Source organism: Neobacillus sp. DY30 (genome assembly GCF_030123065.1).
Classification (GTDB): domain Bacteria; phylum Bacillota; class Bacilli; order Bacillales; family Cytobacillaceae; genus Neobacillus.
On the sequence record NZ_CP126093.1, the window covers coordinates 3,615,049 to 3,633,033 of the forward strand.

The following is a 17,985-nucleotide window of genomic DNA, read 5'->3' on the forward strand; positions in this document are numbered from 1 at the left end:
TCACCCTTAAAGGTTTAATAGTATATCGAGAGTTTCTATCAATTTTCTTCCTTTATTCTGACTTATTAATCTATCTCTTTCATTAAATATTGATTCCTTCCATACTAAATCATTTTCAATCCCTGAGTCATTTAGTAGTTTTGTGACCTTTCTATTTTCAGACATAAGTCTAAAGACGGAATTAAAAAGAGCATTGAACCCTTTCGTCATATAGGTTAACATGTCTGGGTGCTCATTAGAAACCTGATAGAATTCCGTTATTATTTCATTAATTTGTATATAGCCTTTTTTCCCGAGCCAAGCTAGGGCCATAACCCCCACGTCAAAATTAGGATGCTTGTTTAAGAATATAAGGAAATTATTTATATTATCTATACTATTATCTGGACTTCTAGGATGTTCTTGGTGGTACACACAAGCATTTGGATTATCAATGATTTTTGCCCCATACTTATATAACCTGTATCCCAACTCCCAATCTTCAATCCCATGTCCTTGAAATTCTTCATCAAAAGGTCCTATAGCTTCAATAAGGCTTTTACGCATTGAGACATTTCGTGTAATAACTAATTTCCATGGAATGGTATAATCATTTAGCTCAGGACCATATTTCTCAATTACCTCAGGAAATGTTGGTTCATGATAGGCGTATACCTTATACCTAGCCTGTTGTATTTCTTCTTTTGAAAAAAACGAAAACTTATCTGTCCCACTTTTAATCCGCTTTTTAAAGGATATACGCTTCTCCCTAGGTACCCACCTGCGTCTCCGTTTTATTAAATGTAATAATCGCCCTTTTTCGTGTTCAAAAAAATCCGGATAAAAAACAGTGTACGCACAATAATGCTTCAGGCAGCCAGCAACCACTAAATTATCATTTGTTTGGTGATATAAATAATGCTGTTCTACAAACTCAGGATCAAGAATCACCTCTGAATCAATAAAAATCAGGATATCTCCTTTTGATTCTTCTATGCCTATATTTTTTGTTTTTGCCCGACCTACGTTTTTTTCACATTGAATATACCTAAATGGGAAATTAAAAGTTTCACTTTGAATACTTGGCGTCTCGTCAGATGAAGCATCATCAATAAGAATTACTTCCATTTTTTCATGATCAAATGTTTGATTTTCGAGTGCATATAAGGAGTAGAGATTTTGTGGGTATTTATTATATGAAATCATAATGATACTAACCTCAATGCTCAAAAATAAACCTCCTTCGAAGATTATACTTCGTAATTTTTTGCAAAAAGGATATTAAAATTTAAATATTTTTCCTTTATTGCATAAATGAGATTGCCTAACTTTTTTAAGCATTTAACCAACGGTCTTTATTTTCTTCAAAAATTTCTTCTAAGATCTCTTTGACTTGATAAGTTAATTTCCAATCTGGATAGTGAGATTTAAATTTACTTATATCACTGATATACCAAATATGGTCTCCCATGCGATTCTGGTCAACATATTGATATTTCAACTTTTTTTGTGTAATTATTTGTCCCAGCTCAATCGCTTCGAGTACGGATACATTTGATTGACGACCTCCACCTAGATTATATACCTCTCCAATTCGAGGATTCTCAAAGATACTATTTATTGCTGATACGACGTCTTTTGAATGAATAATGTCGCGAACTTGTTTACCTTTATAGCCGAATATTTTATAAGGTGTTCCCGTCATAATGCACTTCATTAAGTAATTAAGGAAACCATGCAACTGTGCCCCGGATTGCTTACTTCCCGTTAGAACACCACCCCTTAGACAAGTAGTTTGAAGTTTGAAATACTTCCCATATTCCTGAACAAGAATATCCGCTGCTAATTTTGATGCTCCAAACAGTGAATGCATACATTGATCAATGTCCATTGTCTCTGGAATACCATTTTCAAAGCTGTGCGTGTGGTCTATTTCCCAACGAGTCTCTTGTTCCAAAAGAGGCAAGCGGTTAGGTTGGTCACCATAAACCTTATTTGTAGACATAAAGACAAATACAGAGTTTGGACAATTGTGGCGCATCGCTTCAAGTAAATTTAATGTACCATTTGCATTTATACCAAAATCTAATTGGGGTTCTTTAGCTGCCCAATCATGTGAAGGTTGGGCAGCAGTATGAACAATTAGTTTAATATCATTTGAATACTTCTCAAATACCTGATTTATCTTATCGCTATTACGTATGTCTATACTATAATGAGTATATTGTTTTTTAAATTTTTTACTTAAAAGTTCGCTATTCCACTCTGTATCACCATCTATCCCAAAAAAATATTGGCGCATATTATTATCAATACCTACAATTTCGTAGCCTAAGTTTGCAAAGAATTCTACAGCTTCTGATCCAATTAATCCTGCAGAACCTGTGATAAGAACTACAGACATTTTACACTCTCCCTTATTTCATTTTTTTAAAATGCTCTTCCTCCCACGAAAAGTAAAGGCAGCTTAAAACCTCTCCAAATCTTCTTACCGCTTCATCTAAACTGGCTCTTGCTCTATTCTCTGCACTTAGCAAGTAGATTTTTCTGAATAAGAAGCCTCATTCAATTGACTTGTACCAGTATAATCCTTTTACAACTTAAAACACCTTAATGCTTCCTATTGCAGAATATGATTTACGAATAAAAATGTATAGGCAACAGTAGACGGAATAATTATTAATCATGCAATACTTGTGATTAATAAGGATAATGTAATATTGCTAAAATTTTATTGTAGCTCATTAATAAGAGCCCATTTGTCAATCACCATGTCATCAAAACCAGACCACCATGTTTTTCGACGTTTTCTTCTTCTTTTTCCTATAATAAATCGATAATCTAAATTCATTAGCCTACTAATTAACCAATAATGCATCTCAATATAACTTGATGCAAATAGTTCTACGACTCTAGTTCCAGGTTCGCAAAAAACAAGATTAGCTAATGCTGCACCGTGTGCACTTACGATAATTTTTGCAGATTGAAAAATCTCAATTTGCTTCTGTACAGACATGGTTTCTGGGAATATGATTTTAAAACCATAATCGTTTAATACTTGTAAAATTTCTTTTTCGTTTCTCACCCTCCTCCTATTTGTACGCATGATATAAATCCGTTCGAACTCAATATCCTTTTTTATCCCTTCTGGATTTAAAAGCAAATTGCGTATATATTTACATGACCAAGCATTGGGATAGTTTATATAAGAAGGAACAACCAATTGTTTAGCTTTGAAATGGAAATCATTATGAGGGACTATTATTCGGTCTTCTGGGATCCCGCATGCCTGGAGAGTTTCTAGTTGAAAAGGCAGTGACCGATGATTAATTATATACCTATCAATCTTTATATTACTTTGTTGCATTAAATGAATTCGTGCCATAGCCTCAAGCATCCAATGATAATAGTTGGAAGCTGCTGGATGGTTGAGCAATGCTACTGTCTCCTCACTCATGGTAACAGGAGGTAATTCATTTTTTTTGAAAATAGAGTGTTTTTCTGGAGGTGTCCTCCATTCAACAGAGAGTTCATATATTAATTTATTGTCCGGTGAAATGACTGCATTATCAGACAAAACCCGTCCTCCAGGTAATATTGCAACTAAACCTTTATTGCTGTATTCAGACTTCCCTGAAATTATTTTATATTCTTCTTCTTTACTAACATCTGGGATTTTCAGCTCAGGGTAGATTCCAAACAAGCATTCTTGGTTCCCTGTATTGTTTGCCCAATCAGGTATGGAAAAATAGAAGTCCTTGGGCGGAAGTATTTCCTCGGTCACGTCTTCTCCTCCTATTTCATTATGATAATGGTCTTTTATGGGTGATAATCTTAAATGTCTGTACGTTTGGTCGAAAATAATAACTAATTTGTCTGATTAATTAGTTGCTAGATTCAACATTGTTTGAGACTTTCTAATGAAAGGAGGAGAAGAACAATATGGGGCATTTAAACTGAATACTGCAATTTCGTTTCATCCTTTAAAGATTTAGTAAATAATCGAGTGTTTCGACTAATTTAGTACCCTTATTTTCATTTGTTAAATTTTCTCTTTCTTTAAATATTTGTTCCTTCCATTCCAAATCATTTTCTATTCCCGAAACCGAAAGAAGATTGGTCACTTTTCTTCCCTCGTATAAATTGTTCAATACTGAATTAAAAAGTGCATTGAAACCTTTAGTCATATAGGTTATCATTTGTGGCGACTCTTCAGAAATACGGTAGTATTCAGTTATGATTTCATTTACCTCAAAAAAGCTTTTCTTTAGCCAAGCTAAAGACAAGGCTCCTACATCAAAGTTCGGATGCTGATTCAAAAAAGTGAGATAATTTTTTATATTTTCTTTACTATTTTCTTTGCTTCTAGGATGCTCTTGATGGTATACACAAACATTTGGATATTCAATAATTTTTGCCCCGTACTTATATAACCTGTAACCAAACTCCCAATCTTCACATCCATGCCCCTGAAATCCTTCATAAAAAGGTCCTACTGCCTCAATTAGGCTTTTCTTTAATGAGACATTTCGTGTTATAACAAATTTCCATGGCATAGTATAATCTTTGAGCTCTAGGCCAAAAAACTCAATTATTTCCCGAAATACTGGTTCGTGGAATGCCAAAACTTTATATTGCGCTTTTTGAATTTGCTCCTTTGTAAACAACGGAAATTTATCAGTGGTTTTATTTTCAATCCTTTTTCTAAATGAAACTCTTCTTTCCCTTGGAATCCACTTGCGTTTCTTTTTAATTAATGCTAATAATCGTCTTCTTTGCCTTTTATTAAATCCTGGTTCATATACTGTAAAGGTACCATAATGTTGAAGACAGCCAGCAACAACTAGTTTCTTTTCCGTTTGGTGGAGTAAAAAATGTTGTTCAACAAAATCAGGATCTAGTATCATTTCTGAATCAATAAAAATAAGAATTTCACCTTTTGCTTCCTCTATACCAATATTTTTTGTTTTAGATCTGCCGACATTTGTATTACATTGTATATACTTAAATGGGAAATTAAAGGATTGATTTTTTATTGTATACGTCTCATCTGTAGAGGCATCATCAACAAAAATGACCTCCATTTTTGAATGATCAAATGTTTGATTTTCTAATGCATATAATGAAAAAAGATTTTGTGGATATTTATTATAAGAAATCATAATGATACTTACCTCAATACTCATAATCGACCACCCCTCCAAAAATTTTATACGGTGTTCCTGTCATATGTCATAATACATTTCAATAAATAGTTTAGAAAACCATGTAATTGTGATTCAGATTATTTACTCCCTGTTAGTACGCAGCCTCTTAAAAACAAGCCGTTTGCAGATCAAAATATTTACCATATTCCTGAACAAAAATGTCTGCAGCTAATTTCGAAGCCCCGAACAGCGAATGCATATATTGATCTATGTTCATTTGTTCCGGTATACCGTCTTAAAAAGGGTGTATTTGTTCTATCTCCCAACGAGTCTCTTTTTCAATAAGGGTAATTGATTTGGCTGGTCACCGTATGTGGACTTAAAAACAAAAACGGAGTTGGGGCAATATCGACGTATAGCTTCAAGAAGATTTAACGTACCATTTGCATTAATTCCAAAGTCTAAATGAGGTTCTTTTGCAGCCCAATCATGAGATGGCTGGGCAGCAGTGTGGATGATAAGTTTAATATTATTTGAATATATCTTAAAGAGTTGATTTATTTTATTATTATCACGGATATCTATAGTATAGTGAGTATATTTTTTAAAAAAATTCATTACCTAAAAATTGACTTTTCCAATTAGTATCCCCATCTGCACCAAAAAAATATTGACGCATATTGTTGTCAATACCAACAATGTCGTAACCAAAGTTTGCAAAAAATTCAACAGCTTCTGATCCAATTAATCTTTCAGAACCTGTTATTAGAATTATAGACATATAATACAATCTACCCACAGCCCTGCTTTACTGCTACATAATATGGAAGAAGAGAAAAAATGTATAGGCACTTTGATGGTTATTTTGTTTCATTTAACTTCACCAGCAAAACAATACAAGAAAAACTACACAGAATATCTACTGTACATAACAATTTAGTTATATTGAAAAAGTAACTCCTGTTTCATTCACAGATAATGAAACAGACTCAATGTTCCCTTTTATGAGTAAATTATTTCAGTTTATTTATAATTTCCAAGCCATTAATCTCCAAGTCATCGAAACCAGACCAATTACTATTTGGATTTTTTGTTTTCCCTATGAGAAATTTGATAATCTAAATTCATTAGCCTGCTTATTAACCAATAGTGCGGTTCAATATAAGTAGGTGCAAATAATTCAATAACTCTAGTTCCTGGACGACAAAAAACCAAATTAGTTAACCCTGCACCATGTGCCCCTATGACTATTTCTGCTGAGTAAAAAACCTCCATTTGCTTTTCCAATGACATAGATTCAAGTGATACGGCTTTGAACCCATATTTCCCCAAAGTACCTAGTATTTCCTTTTCATTTGTTATCTTCCTTCTATTTGTACGTTTAATATAAATCCGTTCATACTCTTTATTCTTAGTTATTTTTACCCTGTTGAAAAGCAAATTTCTAACATATTTACATGACCAGGCATTAGGCAAGTTTACATAGGATGGAACAACTAATTGTTTCGCCTTAAAATGAAAATTTTCATGCGGAACTATTATTTTTTCTTCTGGGATTCCGCATGCCTGAAGTATATCATGTTGAAATGGAAGTGAACGATGATTAATGATATATTTGTCGATCTTAATTTTACTCTGCTCAATTAAATGGAAACGCGCTATAGCCTCAATCATCCAATGGAAATAATTATAGCCTGCTGGGTGGTTCAACATTGCAACGGTCTCATCAGTCATGGTAACAGGAGGCAATTTTTCTTCTTTGAATATTGAGTGTTCATCTGGAGACGCCATCCATTCATAAGAGAGGTCATATAACAGTTTGTTGTCCGGTGAGATGACTGCCCTGTCTAACCAAACTCGTCCACCTGGTAAAATCGTAACTAAAGCTTTATTACTGTATTCAGGCTTTCCTACTAGTATTTTATATTCTTCTGCTCTGCTAACATCTGGTATTTTTAATTCCGGGTAAATCTCAAACAGACATTCTTCATTCCCTGTATCCTTCACCCAATCAAGTGTTGACAAGTAAAACCCCTTGGGTGGAAGTAATTCCTCTGTCAATGTCTTCTCCTCCAACTGAATTAAGTTAATGCATTGTATGTGTAATTCAATGATTGTGCTTTTGATTGGGAATACATTCTATTTACTGTTTTGAAAAACAAGCAACTTTTTCACGCTTTTTCCGAAAGCAGCTGGAGTAAAGCCATTCAAGTGCCCCGAATCCATCCTAATCAACATCAAACACTAGATCATTTAATAATTATCCATTTACTTAATAGTTGAATAGAATACTTAAAACAAGCTTTTTGGATATGATAATTAACTTATTGAAAAAGGAATCTTAAATTTTAAAATTGTAAGGAGGCTTTATTGTGAAAAAAAGGAAAACAAAAAAAAGAAGAAAATTTCGAGACACTGGGAATTGGGGGGATTCATTATCTATTAAAGAAAATATGGAGGAGATAGAGAAATTCTTTAAATATCGCGAGAACTTAGATAAAATTTGTCCCATGGAAAAACCGATTGATATCGTCTTTGCAATTTCATTAAAAAGCAAAAAGGTTTCTCATAATTGGGCGATTGTAGAAAGAAATTTATCAACAACTTTAAAAACTCTGTTAAGTAATACGGATCAAAATTTCCGAGTTATTATTGCCGGTCATGAAAAACCTGAAATCGAAGAACTACAACATAAAAATGTCGAATGGATTGCAGTTGATTTTCCAGCACCTGAAAATCCAAACGATTATGAAAATGACAAAATGAGGAAACGTTATAGTATCGGTAGGTATTTATCTGATGCAGGCTATTCAGGTTACTTTATGCCCTTAGATGGTGATGACTGGGTCCATTATCGGTTAGTTGAATATTTACGCTCATTACCTTATCATGATGCATTTATATTAGACAAGGGTTTAATGGTTAATCATTTCAGAAAAACAATGTGGTCAAGATATCGATTCCATTATGGATGCGGGAGTAGTTCCATATTTTATTTTGCTAATGAGGATTTCCCCAAAACCCCTAACCTAGATCTATCTAATAATGTTCCATTTCATATTGTTTTGAAATATCATCCAAAACTTACTGTTTATTTAGAAGAGGATAATAAAAGTTTTCAAATGATAAACCTTCCCTTTGTCACTTGGGTACTTGCGCATGGAGACAACCAAAGTATGGATCAAGGCTGGAAAAGTAAAAAAATTTCAGCTAAAAAATATGGCGCGAATGAGGAACCATTAGAAAATTGGTTGTTTGAATATTTCAAAATTAATTGAAATGAGATAGAGATTTAAGTTCTGCTACTTAACCAGAACTTGCCATTTTCTTATAGATAAATTCTAAAAGTCCATTAAATACCCAATCAAATTGATTTTAGTCGGAATAGCATGGTTACTGTAGCACAATTTGTGAGACAAAAGAAATCAATGGATGGTGTTAGGATGAAAAAAATTGTCGTAACCGGGGTAGCAGGCTTTCTTGGATCACATCTAGCTAAAGATCTTATAGATCAAGGCCATGAGGTTATAGGGATTGATAATCTTTCGAGTGGAAAAATAAAAAATATTATGGAGCTTAATAAAAAGAAATTTACCTTCATTAATATTGATGTTTGTTCGGATGAATTATTATTGAATCCACAATTCAATAACATTGATGAAATTTACCACTTAGCTTCACTAGCATCGCCAAAATACTATCAAGCTCTTCCTCTCGAAACGATAAATGTTAATACACTTGGAACAATCAATATGCTTGAATTAGCAAAACAAAATAGAGCAAAGATCCTTTTTGCCAGTACTAGTGAAGTATATGGAGATCCAGAAGTAAGCCCCCAGTCAGAAACGTATAAAGGGAATGTCAATACATGGGGACCAAGAGCTTGTTATGATGAATCAAAAAGATTAGGAGAAGTTTATTGCTACCTTTATTATTCTTTATTTCAGGTAAAAGTTAGAGTAGTGAGGATTTTTAATACCTACTCAGCAGGTTTAGCTAATGATGATGGAAGAGTGATTTCAAACTTCGTTACTCAAGCATTAACAGGTAAAGATATAACCGTCTATGGAAGTGGCGAACAAACCAGATCGTTTTGTTATGTAACAGACACGATAAATGGATTTAAAAAAATGATGGAAAATGAAAATGCTACTGGTGAAATTATTAACATTGGGAATCCAACCGAATACACAATCATTGAGATTGCTCATCTTGTTAAAAAACTTACAAATTCTAATAGTAAAATTGTATTTCTCCCACTGCCTGAAGATGATCCTCAACAAAGAAAACCAAATATTCAAAAAGCAAAAAGACTTTTAAATTGGGAACCAACAGTTCCTATTGAGGAAGGTCTGAAATTGACTATAGAGATGTATAAAGAGAAATTAGGAAAATAATCAGTTTTTTATGTTGATAGTTTCTTAGATGATTAGAATAATTAATTCTTAGATCGTTAGAATTAATATAACGATTTTTTTGAACCAACTTTTAAAACGTTAAACTGTTATGTAATAACAACATAAGAATTGAAACAACCTAGAATGAAAGGGTTAGATAATTGATGCGAAATCTTTCTGTTATTGGTACAGGCTATGTTGGTCTTGTAACAGGTGTATGTCTGTCTGAAATTGGACATCATGTAATTTGTATTGATGTGGATGAAGAAAAAGTAAAAAATATGAAAGCTGGAATCCCGCCTATTTTTGAGCCGGGTTTAGAAGAATTAATGATCAAAAATATTAATAATGGTCGACTTCAGTTTACAACTGACTATGGTGAAGGATTAAAAAAAGCAGAAGTTATTTATATTACAGTAGGTACTCCTCAAAATATTGATGGATCAGCTGATTTAAAATACATTAAGCAGGTAGCCAGAGAGATTGGCTTACATTTAACTCATGATGCCATTATAGCAACTAAAAGTACCGTTCCTATTGGAACAAATGAACTTGTTTATAAAATAATTCAAGAAAATTTGAAAGAAAACGTCCAAGTTGATATTGTTTCTAATCCGGAATTTTTACGAGAAGGATTTGCTATCCATGATACTTTCCATAATGATCGAACAGTAATTGGTACCAACCAAGATCGTGCAGCAAAAATCATGGCAGAAATAAACAAACCTTTCAATGTCCCTATATTCATTACAGATATTCGAAGTGCTGAAATGATAAAATATGCATCAAATGCTTTTCTTGCAACAAAAATTAGCTTCATTAATGAAATTGCCTTAATTTGTGAAAAAATAGGTGCCAACGTTGAAGATGTCGCTTATGGTATGGGACAGGACTCTCGAATAGGTCCCAAGTTTTTAGATGCGGGGATTGGTTACGGGGGATCATGTTTTCCTAAAGATTCTATTGCTCTTGTTCGAGTGGCAGAGAATGTCAATCATTCTTTTAAAATCCTCAACTCTGTAATCGATGTGAATAATAAGCAAAAACTGTTACTTGTCGAAAAAGCAAAAGAACGATTTGGAAGTCTAAAAGGAAAAAAATGTGCAATGTTAGGACTTGCCTTTAAACCAAATACAGATGATGTTCGTGAATCTGCTTGTATCTATATTTCAAAACGATTAATTGATGAGGGAGCAGAGGTTTCTGCTTATGATCCAATCGCTATTGAGAATGCTAAAAAAATATTGGATTCAAAAGTTAAGTATGGTGCAAACATGGAGGAAACCCTTCAAGATGCTGATTTTGTTTTCATTTTAACTGACTGGAAAGAATTTATTGATTTTCCATTAGATAAATTTTCAAGTTTAATGAAATTTCCTATTATCTTTGATGGACGAAATTGCTATAAATTAGAAGATGTGAAACAATATCCTATTGAATATCACTCTATTGGCAGAGCGAGTATTATCAATAAATAATATAACATTACCTGAAGTGATACCTATTAAGAAACCCTCTAACAAATAAACCTCCTATAGAATTATTTACTCCTAACAAATAGTAACTTCATATAAGTGATGCAAAATTAGATATAAAGCTTTCAATCAATATAGATAAAAGTACCCTATAGAGTAGATACTTTAGAAAAGACTATTCTATAGGGTACTTTTATTTTTTATGCTGACTGCTTAATAGCCGTATGGATGAGATGTATGCCAATTCCAAGCGGTATTGACAATGTCTTCCAAAGTATAAACCGGCCGCCAATTTAACTCTTTTCTTATTTTTTCATAATTAGCAACTAAATATGCCGGATCCCCAGTTCTACCAGGTGAAATAACAATGTTTGCTTTATTCCCCGTGACTCGCTCACACATTTTAATTACTTCCAGCACCGAATATCCTTTGCCATTGCCAAGGTTATAAATTAATGCTTGATTTTCTCGAGTGGCAAACAAATGCTCTAATGCTCGGATATGCGCGTCCGCTAAATCAAGTACATGAATATAATCGCGGACACAGGTGCCGTCATTTGTTCCATAGTTGTCACCAAAAATTTCAACACTCGATTTCTTTCCGAGTAAATGCAAGAGAACATTTGGAATTAAATGTGATTCAGGTGTATGATCTTCACCAATTTCACCCTCAGGATCTGCACCGGCAGCATTAAAATAACGTAAGACAATATAGGAGAGACCATACGCTTTACTGAAATCCGATAAAATTTGTTCGACCATTAACTTCGAATGACCATACGGATTAATAGGCTTTGTAGGACAGTTCTCATCGATTCTCTCAGCGATTGGGATTCCGTAGGTTGCACATGTTGAGGAAAAGATAAACTTCGTTACATTATGAAGAATCATTTGTCTTAATAATAATAAAGTCGCTGCAACATTATTCTCATAATAAATAAAAGGTTTCACGACAGATTCACCCACTAGACAATGAGCGGCCAAATGCATTACCCCTTCAATTTTGTAGGTTGTAAAAATATGAGTTAATAGTGACTCGTCACGAATATCCCCTTGGATAAAATCAGCACGTGAATCAACAGCCTTACGGTGACCAGTCGATAAATTATCCAAGACAATAACTTGATGTTTTCGGTTTAGAAGTTCCTTAACCACATGACTGCCGATATATCCTGCTCCACCGACTATTAAAATCATTAAGATTCTCCTTTTCTAGGAAATTAGCTTTTTCCTTTTTTGTGTTTTTAGGCATATTAAATTTATAACCTCATTTAGCCACATGTTGGCACTGGCCTTACGTGTTTATTTAGGGAGAATGAATTTCCATTACTATTGTTAGATGAAGTATATCGAAAACTCTTTTATAGAAAGTGAATCAAACTGTTCTAATTTGATAAAAACCCACCCCAAGCAAATTTTTTTATAAAATTGGATAAAGTGAATCTCCAGTAATCGACAAATAGTCCCGCCCTTTATAAAGGCAAGGACTTAAAATCCGATAAAGGAAGGTATAAATAATAAACACTGCTCCAGAGCAAAATAAGCTATAAAAATATTATTCTTCAGCATCAAAATTTTTATTAACCAAATGTTTAAAATTTGAAGTTTTTTCTATGACTATACTTCTATTTTTTAAGATTCTGTTAGATTTTTTATAAGTGTGATCTAGTTTTGCTCTCCTAATGTATACATAATTATACCTGCTGGTTGTATATATTTTGATATTTCTTCTTTTACAGGTCCTAAGAAATAACCTGTCTGTCCCAGTTCCATTTTGCCCGGAGCTTTTCCGTGAAGGAAACTTTATCTCAGGATAAAGATTTTTTCTAAACATAAGTGTACCACCTTTTAGAAAACTTTTTCCTGCATGATTTTCTTTCCCGTCTTTATAGGTATATAAAGTTAACAGTTGATTATTCTCAAAATACATGAAAGAGACTCCTTTACCAACTAACTGGGCGTCAGTCGAATTGAACACTTTCATGGCCTCTGATAAATAAAATGGAGAATAATAGTCATCATCATCAAATTTTGCAACAATATCAAACTTTGATCTTTCAATTCCAAAATTCAAGCAGTCTCCTAACGTCTTTTCTTCTGGAAGTTGAAAAACTGTTATATTGTCATATTCCTTAGCTTTTTCTTCCCACATTGACCTATTCATATTGTCATTATTTAAAATAATAATTAATTCTTTTTCCTGCCAAAGTTGGGAATTAAAATTATTAAAAACATTCTCGATCATTGTATCTCTAATCGTACAAGCAATGACTGAAACCACTTTTACACCTCAAAACCATTTATATTTAAACTTTTCTACAAAGTCCTACCTTTTAAGTCGGATCTAATTAACCTAGTTAAATATTCTCCATATTCACTCTTTATTAATGTATGAGCAAGTGTTTTCATTTGTTCTTTCGTAATATACCCTTTGTTATATGCAATCTCTTCAATACAACCAATTTTTATATGGTGTTTTTTTCTATCTCATGAATAAACTGGCATGCATTATATAAGGACGGAGGGCAGGCCTTCTCCGTAAAAAATGTTATCCCCAAGTATTAATGCGACATGGTCTCTACCGATAAAATTTTCGCCAATAATAAATGCCTGGGCTATCCCTCTAGGAGCAGGTTCTACTTCGTACGTGATTGTTAATCCTAATTTTGTACCATCCCCTAATAACTCTATAAACCTCTGCTTGTCCTTCAGCAGAGTGATAATGAGAATTTCTTTAATATTAGCCTCCATAAGAATGGATAACGGATAATAGATCATTGGTTTGTCATGAACAGGCAGCAGCGACTTAGAAATGACCTTTGTTAAAGGACTAAGTCTAGTTCCATTTCCTCCTGCAATGATAATCCCTTTCAATTTCACTTCTCCCTCCTATTTGGATTCTCTCCAAACTTTTCAGGCCAATCCAAACTGATCCTCATCATAAAATGGTTATATAAAGAACATAGTCAAAGAAATTATTTAATAAAAATATATTTTTTATATTTTATTCACTAATACTCTTATTGATTAGGTATTTATCGCTATCAAAACTAGATTTTTGACTAAATATGTCTAAAAGATTAAGCAATTAAAACCAATTTGTTTGGTATTTAAAAATAATTCAAAAAGGTCCTAACTTTAAGTTAGAACCTTTAAAATAATAAACAGCTATTCATGTAAATTTCCTATTGGTTGTTAGAATCGATGCTGATGATGCTGGAAGCTTGATTAAATAAAATACTTTAAACTATTAAACTGTTTCGCTAACATGAATTAAAACATGACCCAAGTGGTATTTATTCACTTGGGTCTTTTCTCGCACTTACATTCTAGAAATGGTTTCTTTAACTAGTTTAATAAATTTCTCTCTTACCATAGCAGCCACTTCAATAACTTCATCATGACTCAAAGGTTGATCAAGAATCCCACATGCCATATTCGTTAAACAGGAAATACCAAGTACTTTCATCCCTCCATGAATCGCTACAATCGCCTCTGGAACAGTTGACATACCAACAGCATCTGCTCCTAATGTTCGAATCATACGAATCTCAGCGGGAGTTTCGTACGCTGGTCCGCTCCACCAAGCATAAACGCCCTCTTGTAATGTAATGTTTTGTTCTTTTGCTACAGCTGTTGCAATATTGCGTAAGTCACGATTATATACTTGAGAAACATCAGGGAAACGTGTTCCTAATTCATTATTATTTGGCCCTATCAATGGATTCGTGCCGACTAAATTAATATGATCTGTAATTAACATTAAATCTCCAGGCTTGAAACTTGTATTAATCGCACCGCATGCATTTGTGATAAGTAGATTCTCTACCCCCAGCGCCTTCATAACACGTACTGGAAAAGTCACTTCAGCTAAAGTAAAGCCTTCATAATAATGAAAACGTCCCTTCATCACCACGACCGTTTTTCCCATTAATTCCCCGATCACTAATTCGTTTGCATGGCCGACTGCTTCCGATTTTGCGAAGTGTGGAATCTCGCTATAAGGAATTGTGAAAGGATTTGCAATTTCGTCTGCAAGCGTTCCTAGTCCCGATCCTAAAATCATCCCAATCGTTGGGCGATAGTCAGTCTTACTCATGATGAAATCTCTAGCTTCTAAAATATCTTGTATTTTATGCATAAAAAATATCTCCTTTTTTGCAATTTATAAAGAAAGTGTAATTGATTTTGCTGCTATTGTAAATGACTAAAAACCATTTTGAAAAAAAGTTCATTAGGTTCCTTCTTTTAAATACTGTTAATCACTATTTTCATGCCCCTCTTTTTTTCAAAAATTAAATAAGATTTGGTTACTATCTTCTCCTTTATAAACAAATCAGATAAAATATAAACAACCCTTAGTCATTTTGGAGGAATTATATGTTAAAGCAATTTGCAGGCTTAACATCACCTAAAATAAAGAGCCTAAAACTTTTATATAGCTTAGTTCGTAAGTTAGGACCAGTCAGGATTAATACCCTCACTGAATTAACTGGATACAAACATGTAACCTGTACGCGTTTACTTGACGAACTAGTTCAGGAAGGACTTATTTACGATAGTGGAATTGGGGAGTCAAGTGGTGGACGTAAACCATTAATGTATGTTATAAACCCTGACCCCTATTATCTAATCGGCGTAGAAATCACCAACTTATACACCACCGTGCTGCTCCTTGATTTAAAACTAGAGATCATAGATGTTGAAAAACTAAAGATGGATTCGCAATGCACTGGAGAGTACACCTTAAATTTTGTTTCCCAATGTGTCGATGAACTTCTGTCCAGACACCAAATACAAAGAGAGAAATTGCTGGGAATTGGAATTGGTGTTCTTGACCCAATTGATAAAGAAACTGGTGTTATAATTAATCCGAATTTGTTTCCTGCAGGCGGCTGGGATAACCTTAACATTGTTGACTATTTACAACAAAATAATCATACTAAAGTAATGATTGATAATGGAACAAATCTTGCAGCTTTAGCGGAGTACCGTAAAAACTACTGGAAAGAAACAGAGAATTTAGTTTTTGTTTCTAGTGACATGGGAATTCGTTGTGGTACCATCTTACAAGGTAGATTGGTTCGTAATAAAATAGAGATGGATGAAGCCCTTGGCCATATGGTGGTGGATATACATGGACCGCGATGCTCATGCGGATCGTATGGTTGCCTGCAAACCTATAGCAGCTTGCCAGCCATCCGTAATGAGGTAGTCCGTCGAATGAAGCGTGGGCATGTTTCTATTCTTCAAGAAAATGTGAACGATGTAGAAGATATCGATTATCATCATATTTTAAATGCTCTAGAGCAAGAAGACACTCTTTGTCTAGAGGTTGTAAAGGATGCAGCTTATTATTTTGGTATCGGTCTAAGTAATCTCATTTTCCTTTTACGACCGGATTTCGTTGTCTGCGGGGGAACCTTGGTGCCGAAGCCACTTTTTTATGAAGTGGTCTCTGAAACAGCGCATAATCGACTCATGCATTTTCCAAATAGTGATGTTCAGATTATAAAATCATCAGCAGCATATAACATCGTAGCACAGGGAGCTGGATGTATGGTTCTGGATTTTTTCACTGAAGAGATTCTGCCATGAAAAGTTGTGGATTGACATTCATTGTGAATCGATTTAGAATAAACAAAGTAAATTGAATCAATAAAAAAATTTGTTAGTGGACTTTTCTAGAGACATCTCTATTTTCGCCACACAGCTGTTATAGCTGTGTGGCTTTTTATGTTTTATAGAATGAAAGGGGTATTTAAAAAATGAAAACTTGGCATTACGCACTACTTGTTTTACTTGGGGGATGCAGCTACGGTGCATTATCAACTTTTGTGAAGTTAGCTTATTCTGCTGGGTTTACCAGCTCAGCCGTGACAGGAAGTCAATTCTTAATGGGGACTCTCTTAATCTGGATCGCCGCTCTCTTTTCGAAAAAGAAAAAACTAACACTTCCAAAAATAGGAAAATTACTGTTATCGGGGATTCCACTTGGATTAACAAGTCTATTTTATTACCAATCACTGCAATCACTTAACGCTTCTCTTGCGATCATTTTTTTATTTCAATTTGTCTGGATTGGAAGTTTATTTGAATGGTTTTTTTATAAAAGGAAACCAACTATGGGAAAGATTGTCTCCATAGCTATTCTGGTGATTGGTTCTATCCTTGCCTCAGGAATTATTGCTGAAGGCAGCGGAGGAATGACATGGCAAGGTACCATTTGGGGAATGCTTTCTGCGCTAACCTATACCACCTTTATCTTTCTAAGCAGTAGTGTGGAAAAGGATACACCGGTTGTGCAAAAAAGTGCCCTATTCACCACTGGAGGCATGATTACCGTGTTCCTTCTAAGTCCGCCAACCGATTTATTACATTTACCGGTCTTAATAGAAATTGCACCGTACGGTTTTTATCTAGGTTTATTAGGAGTAGTCTTACCGCCAATCCTATTTACCATCGGCATGCCACATATCGGACCAGGTCTTGGGACCATTTTAACATCTGCTGAACTCCCTATTGCTGTTATTCTATCAGCTCTAGTCTTGACAGAACAGGTCAGTATGACTCAATGGCTCGGAGTTGCTTTAATATTAGGCGGGATTATAGCGGGAAATCTGAAGATAGCCAAAACTAAGATAAAGCCATCTTATTTGGAAAGAGAATCTACATTATAAGAATGATATTTAGGGGAGGGAAGCTTTTTAGTAAGCCTCCCTCCATTTATTTACATATGTTTCTTCTAAATAACCTCTATTTTTTCATTAAATCCCCTGCTTACTTCACATCATATCCCTTAAAATGCAAAATCAGGACATTTCCTTGTTCGATAGACGCTCGATTGCTAAAAAAATTTCTTGACTAAAATTTATCATTATAATGATACAATCACTAATGTTATTGTTATTATAAAGAAATATCTTACAATGTCATTGCTTATACTAGGCATGTACACTAAGATGATTTAGTGACAAGAAAATACTA

Annotated in this window: 15 protein-coding genes and 1 pseudogene; 5 read left to right on the top strand and 11 right to left on the bottom strand. The window is 33.9% G+C overall.

From position 1 onward, the window contains the following. Positions 1-6: 6 nt before the first annotated feature. The 7 genes from QNH29_RS17565 to QNH29_RS17595 all read right to left on the bottom strand — a co-directional run bounded on the left by QNH29_RS17565 (position 7) and on the right by QNH29_RS17595 (position 7,187). Positions 7-1,209 carry a glycosyltransferase family 2 protein gene (locus tag QNH29_RS17565; protein ID WP_283860670.1) on the bottom strand — a complete coding sequence of 401 codons (1,203 nt, stop codon included), beginning with the start codon at positions 1,207-1,209 and terminating at the stop codon, positions 7-9. A 103-nt stretch (positions 1,210-1,312) separates the two neighbouring features. Continuing rightward, positions 1,313-2,383, bottom strand: coding sequence for an NAD-dependent epimerase/dehydratase family protein (locus tag QNH29_RS17570; protein WP_283860671.1), 1,071 nt, complete (start codon positions 2,381-2,383; stop codon positions 1,313-1,315). Between the two features lie 327 nt (positions 2,384-2,710). Continuing rightward, on the bottom strand, positions 2,711-3,763 hold the full coding sequence (locus tag QNH29_RS17575) for a glycosyltransferase family 61 protein (RefSeq protein WP_283860672.1): 1,053 nt from the start codon (positions 3,761-3,763) through the stop codon (positions 2,711-2,713). A 199-nt stretch (positions 3,764-3,962) separates the two neighbouring features. Further along, positions 3,963-5,141, bottom strand: a complete 1,179-nt coding sequence (locus QNH29_RS17580; RefSeq protein ID WP_283860673.1) for a glycosyltransferase family 2 protein — start codon at positions 5,139-5,141, stop codon at positions 3,963-3,965. Positions 5,142-5,441: 300 nt separating this feature from the next. Further along, on the bottom strand, positions 5,442-5,744 hold the full coding sequence (locus QNH29_RS17585; RefSeq protein WP_283860674.1) for an NAD-dependent epimerase/dehydratase family protein: 303 nt from the start codon (positions 5,742-5,744) through the stop codon (positions 5,442-5,444). Further along, positions 5,731-5,907 carry a hypothetical protein gene (locus tag QNH29_RS17590; RefSeq protein ID WP_283860675.1) on the bottom strand — a complete coding sequence of 59 codons (177 nt, stop codon included), beginning with the start codon at positions 5,905-5,907 and terminating at the stop codon, positions 5,731-5,733. Before QNH29_RS17590 ends, QNH29_RS17585 begins: the two co-directional genes overlap by 14 nt. A gap of 296 nt (positions 5,908-6,203) precedes the next feature. Next, entirely contained in the window at positions 6,204-7,187 is a 984-nt protein-coding gene (locus tag QNH29_RS17595; RefSeq protein WP_283860676.1) for a glycosyltransferase family 61 protein, read from the bottom strand. 311 nt (positions 7,188-7,498) lie between these two features. Here QNH29_RS17595 and QNH29_RS17600 point away from each other — a divergent pair, with 311 nt between their 5' ends. From QNH29_RS17600 to QNH29_RS17610, 3 genes are all read left to right on the top strand, one after another. After that, a complete protein-coding gene (locus QNH29_RS17600) occupies positions 7,499-8,404 on the top strand; it encodes a hypothetical protein (protein WP_283860677.1) in 906 nt (301 codons plus the stop codon). A gap of 165 nt (positions 8,405-8,569) precedes the next feature. After that, positions 8,570-9,523, top strand: a complete 954-nt coding sequence (locus QNH29_RS17605; protein WP_283860678.1) for a UDP-glucuronic acid decarboxylase family protein — start codon at positions 8,570-8,572, stop codon at positions 9,521-9,523. Between the two features lie 164 nt (positions 9,524-9,687). Beyond that, positions 9,688-11,001 carry a UDP-glucose dehydrogenase family protein gene (locus tag QNH29_RS17610; RefSeq protein WP_283865669.1) on the top strand — a complete coding sequence of 438 codons (1,314 nt, stop codon included), beginning with the start codon at positions 9,688-9,690 and terminating at the stop codon, positions 10,999-11,001. A 210-nt stretch (positions 11,002-11,211) separates the two neighbouring features. Here QNH29_RS17610 and galE read toward each other — a convergent pair whose 3' ends face one another. From galE to QNH29_RS17630, 4 genes and pseudogenes are all read right to left on the bottom strand, one after another. Then, on the bottom strand, positions 11,212-12,195 hold the full coding sequence (galE, locus tag QNH29_RS17615) for a UDP-glucose 4-epimerase GalE (protein ID WP_283860679.1): 984 nt from the start codon (positions 12,193-12,195) through the stop codon (positions 11,212-11,214). 358 nt (positions 12,196-12,553) lie between these two features. Next, entirely contained in the window at positions 12,554-13,279 is a 726-nt protein-coding gene (locus QNH29_RS17620; protein WP_283860680.1) for a glycosyltransferase family 2 protein, read from the bottom strand. A gap of 233 nt (positions 13,280-13,512) precedes the next feature. Beyond that, positions 13,513-13,872: pseudogene (locus QNH29_RS30490) on the bottom strand (sugar phosphate nucleotidyltransferase); the annotation flags it as partial. Positions 13,873-14,320: 448 nt separating this feature from the next. Continuing rightward, positions 14,321-15,139, bottom strand: coding sequence for a purine-nucleoside phosphorylase (locus tag QNH29_RS17630; RefSeq protein ID WP_283860681.1), 819 nt, complete (start codon positions 15,137-15,139; stop codon positions 14,321-14,323). A gap of 239 nt (positions 15,140-15,378) precedes the next feature. Between QNH29_RS17630 and QNH29_RS17635 the strand changes: the two genes are divergently transcribed. Both QNH29_RS17635 and QNH29_RS17640 read left to right on the top strand, forming a co-directional pair. Next, the gene (locus QNH29_RS17635; RefSeq protein ID WP_283860682.1) at positions 15,379-16,596 is read left to right on the top strand and encodes an ROK family protein; all 1,218 of its coding nucleotides are present in this window, start codon (positions 15,379-15,381) and stop codon (positions 16,594-16,596) included. Between the two features lie 170 nt (positions 16,597-16,766). Further along, positions 16,767-17,678: an EamA family transporter gene (locus QNH29_RS17640; RefSeq protein ID WP_283860683.1), complete on the top strand. Its 912-nt coding sequence runs from the start codon at positions 16,767-16,769 to the stop codon at positions 17,676-17,678. Positions 17,679-17,985 lie beyond the last annotated feature (307 nt).

Bases quoted from the DNA above. Each gene is read 5' to 3' on its own strand.
- QNH29_RS17630 (WP_283860681.1), bottom strand. From the start codon at position 15,139: ATGCATAAAATACAAGATATTTTAGAAGCTAGAGATTTCATCATGAGT.
- QNH29_RS17640 (WP_283860683.1), top strand. From the start codon at position 16,767: ATGAAAACTTGGCATTACGCACTACTTGTTTTACTTGGGGGATGCAGC.
- QNH29_RS17610 (WP_283865669.1), top strand. From the start codon at position 9,688: ATGCGAAATCTTTCTGTTATTGGTACAGGCTATGTTGGTCTTGTAACA.
- QNH29_RS17590 (WP_283860675.1), bottom strand. From the start codon at position 5,907: ATGTCTATAATTCTAATAACAGGTTCTGAAAGATTAATTGGATCAGAA.
- QNH29_RS17585 (WP_283860674.1), bottom strand. From the start codon at position 5,744: ATGAATTTTTTTAAAAAATATACTCACTATACTATAGATATCCGTGAT.
- galE (WP_283860679.1), bottom strand. From the start codon at position 12,195: ATGATTTTAATAGTCGGTGGAGCAGGATATATCGGCAGTCATGTGGTT.
- QNH29_RS17570 (WP_283860671.1), bottom strand. From the start codon at position 2,383: ATGTCTGTAGTTCTTATCACAGGTTCTGCAGGATTAATTGGATCAGAA.
- QNH29_RS17605 (WP_283860678.1), top strand. From the start codon at position 8,570: ATGAAAAAAATTGTCGTAACCGGGGTAGCAGGCTTTCTTGGATCACAT.
- QNH29_RS17580 (WP_283860673.1), bottom strand. From the start codon at position 5,141: ATGATTTCTTATAATAAATATCCACAAAATCTTTTTTCATTATATGCA.
- QNH29_RS17635 (WP_283860682.1), top strand. From the start codon at position 15,379: ATGTTAAAGCAATTTGCAGGCTTAACATCACCTAAAATAAAGAGCCTA.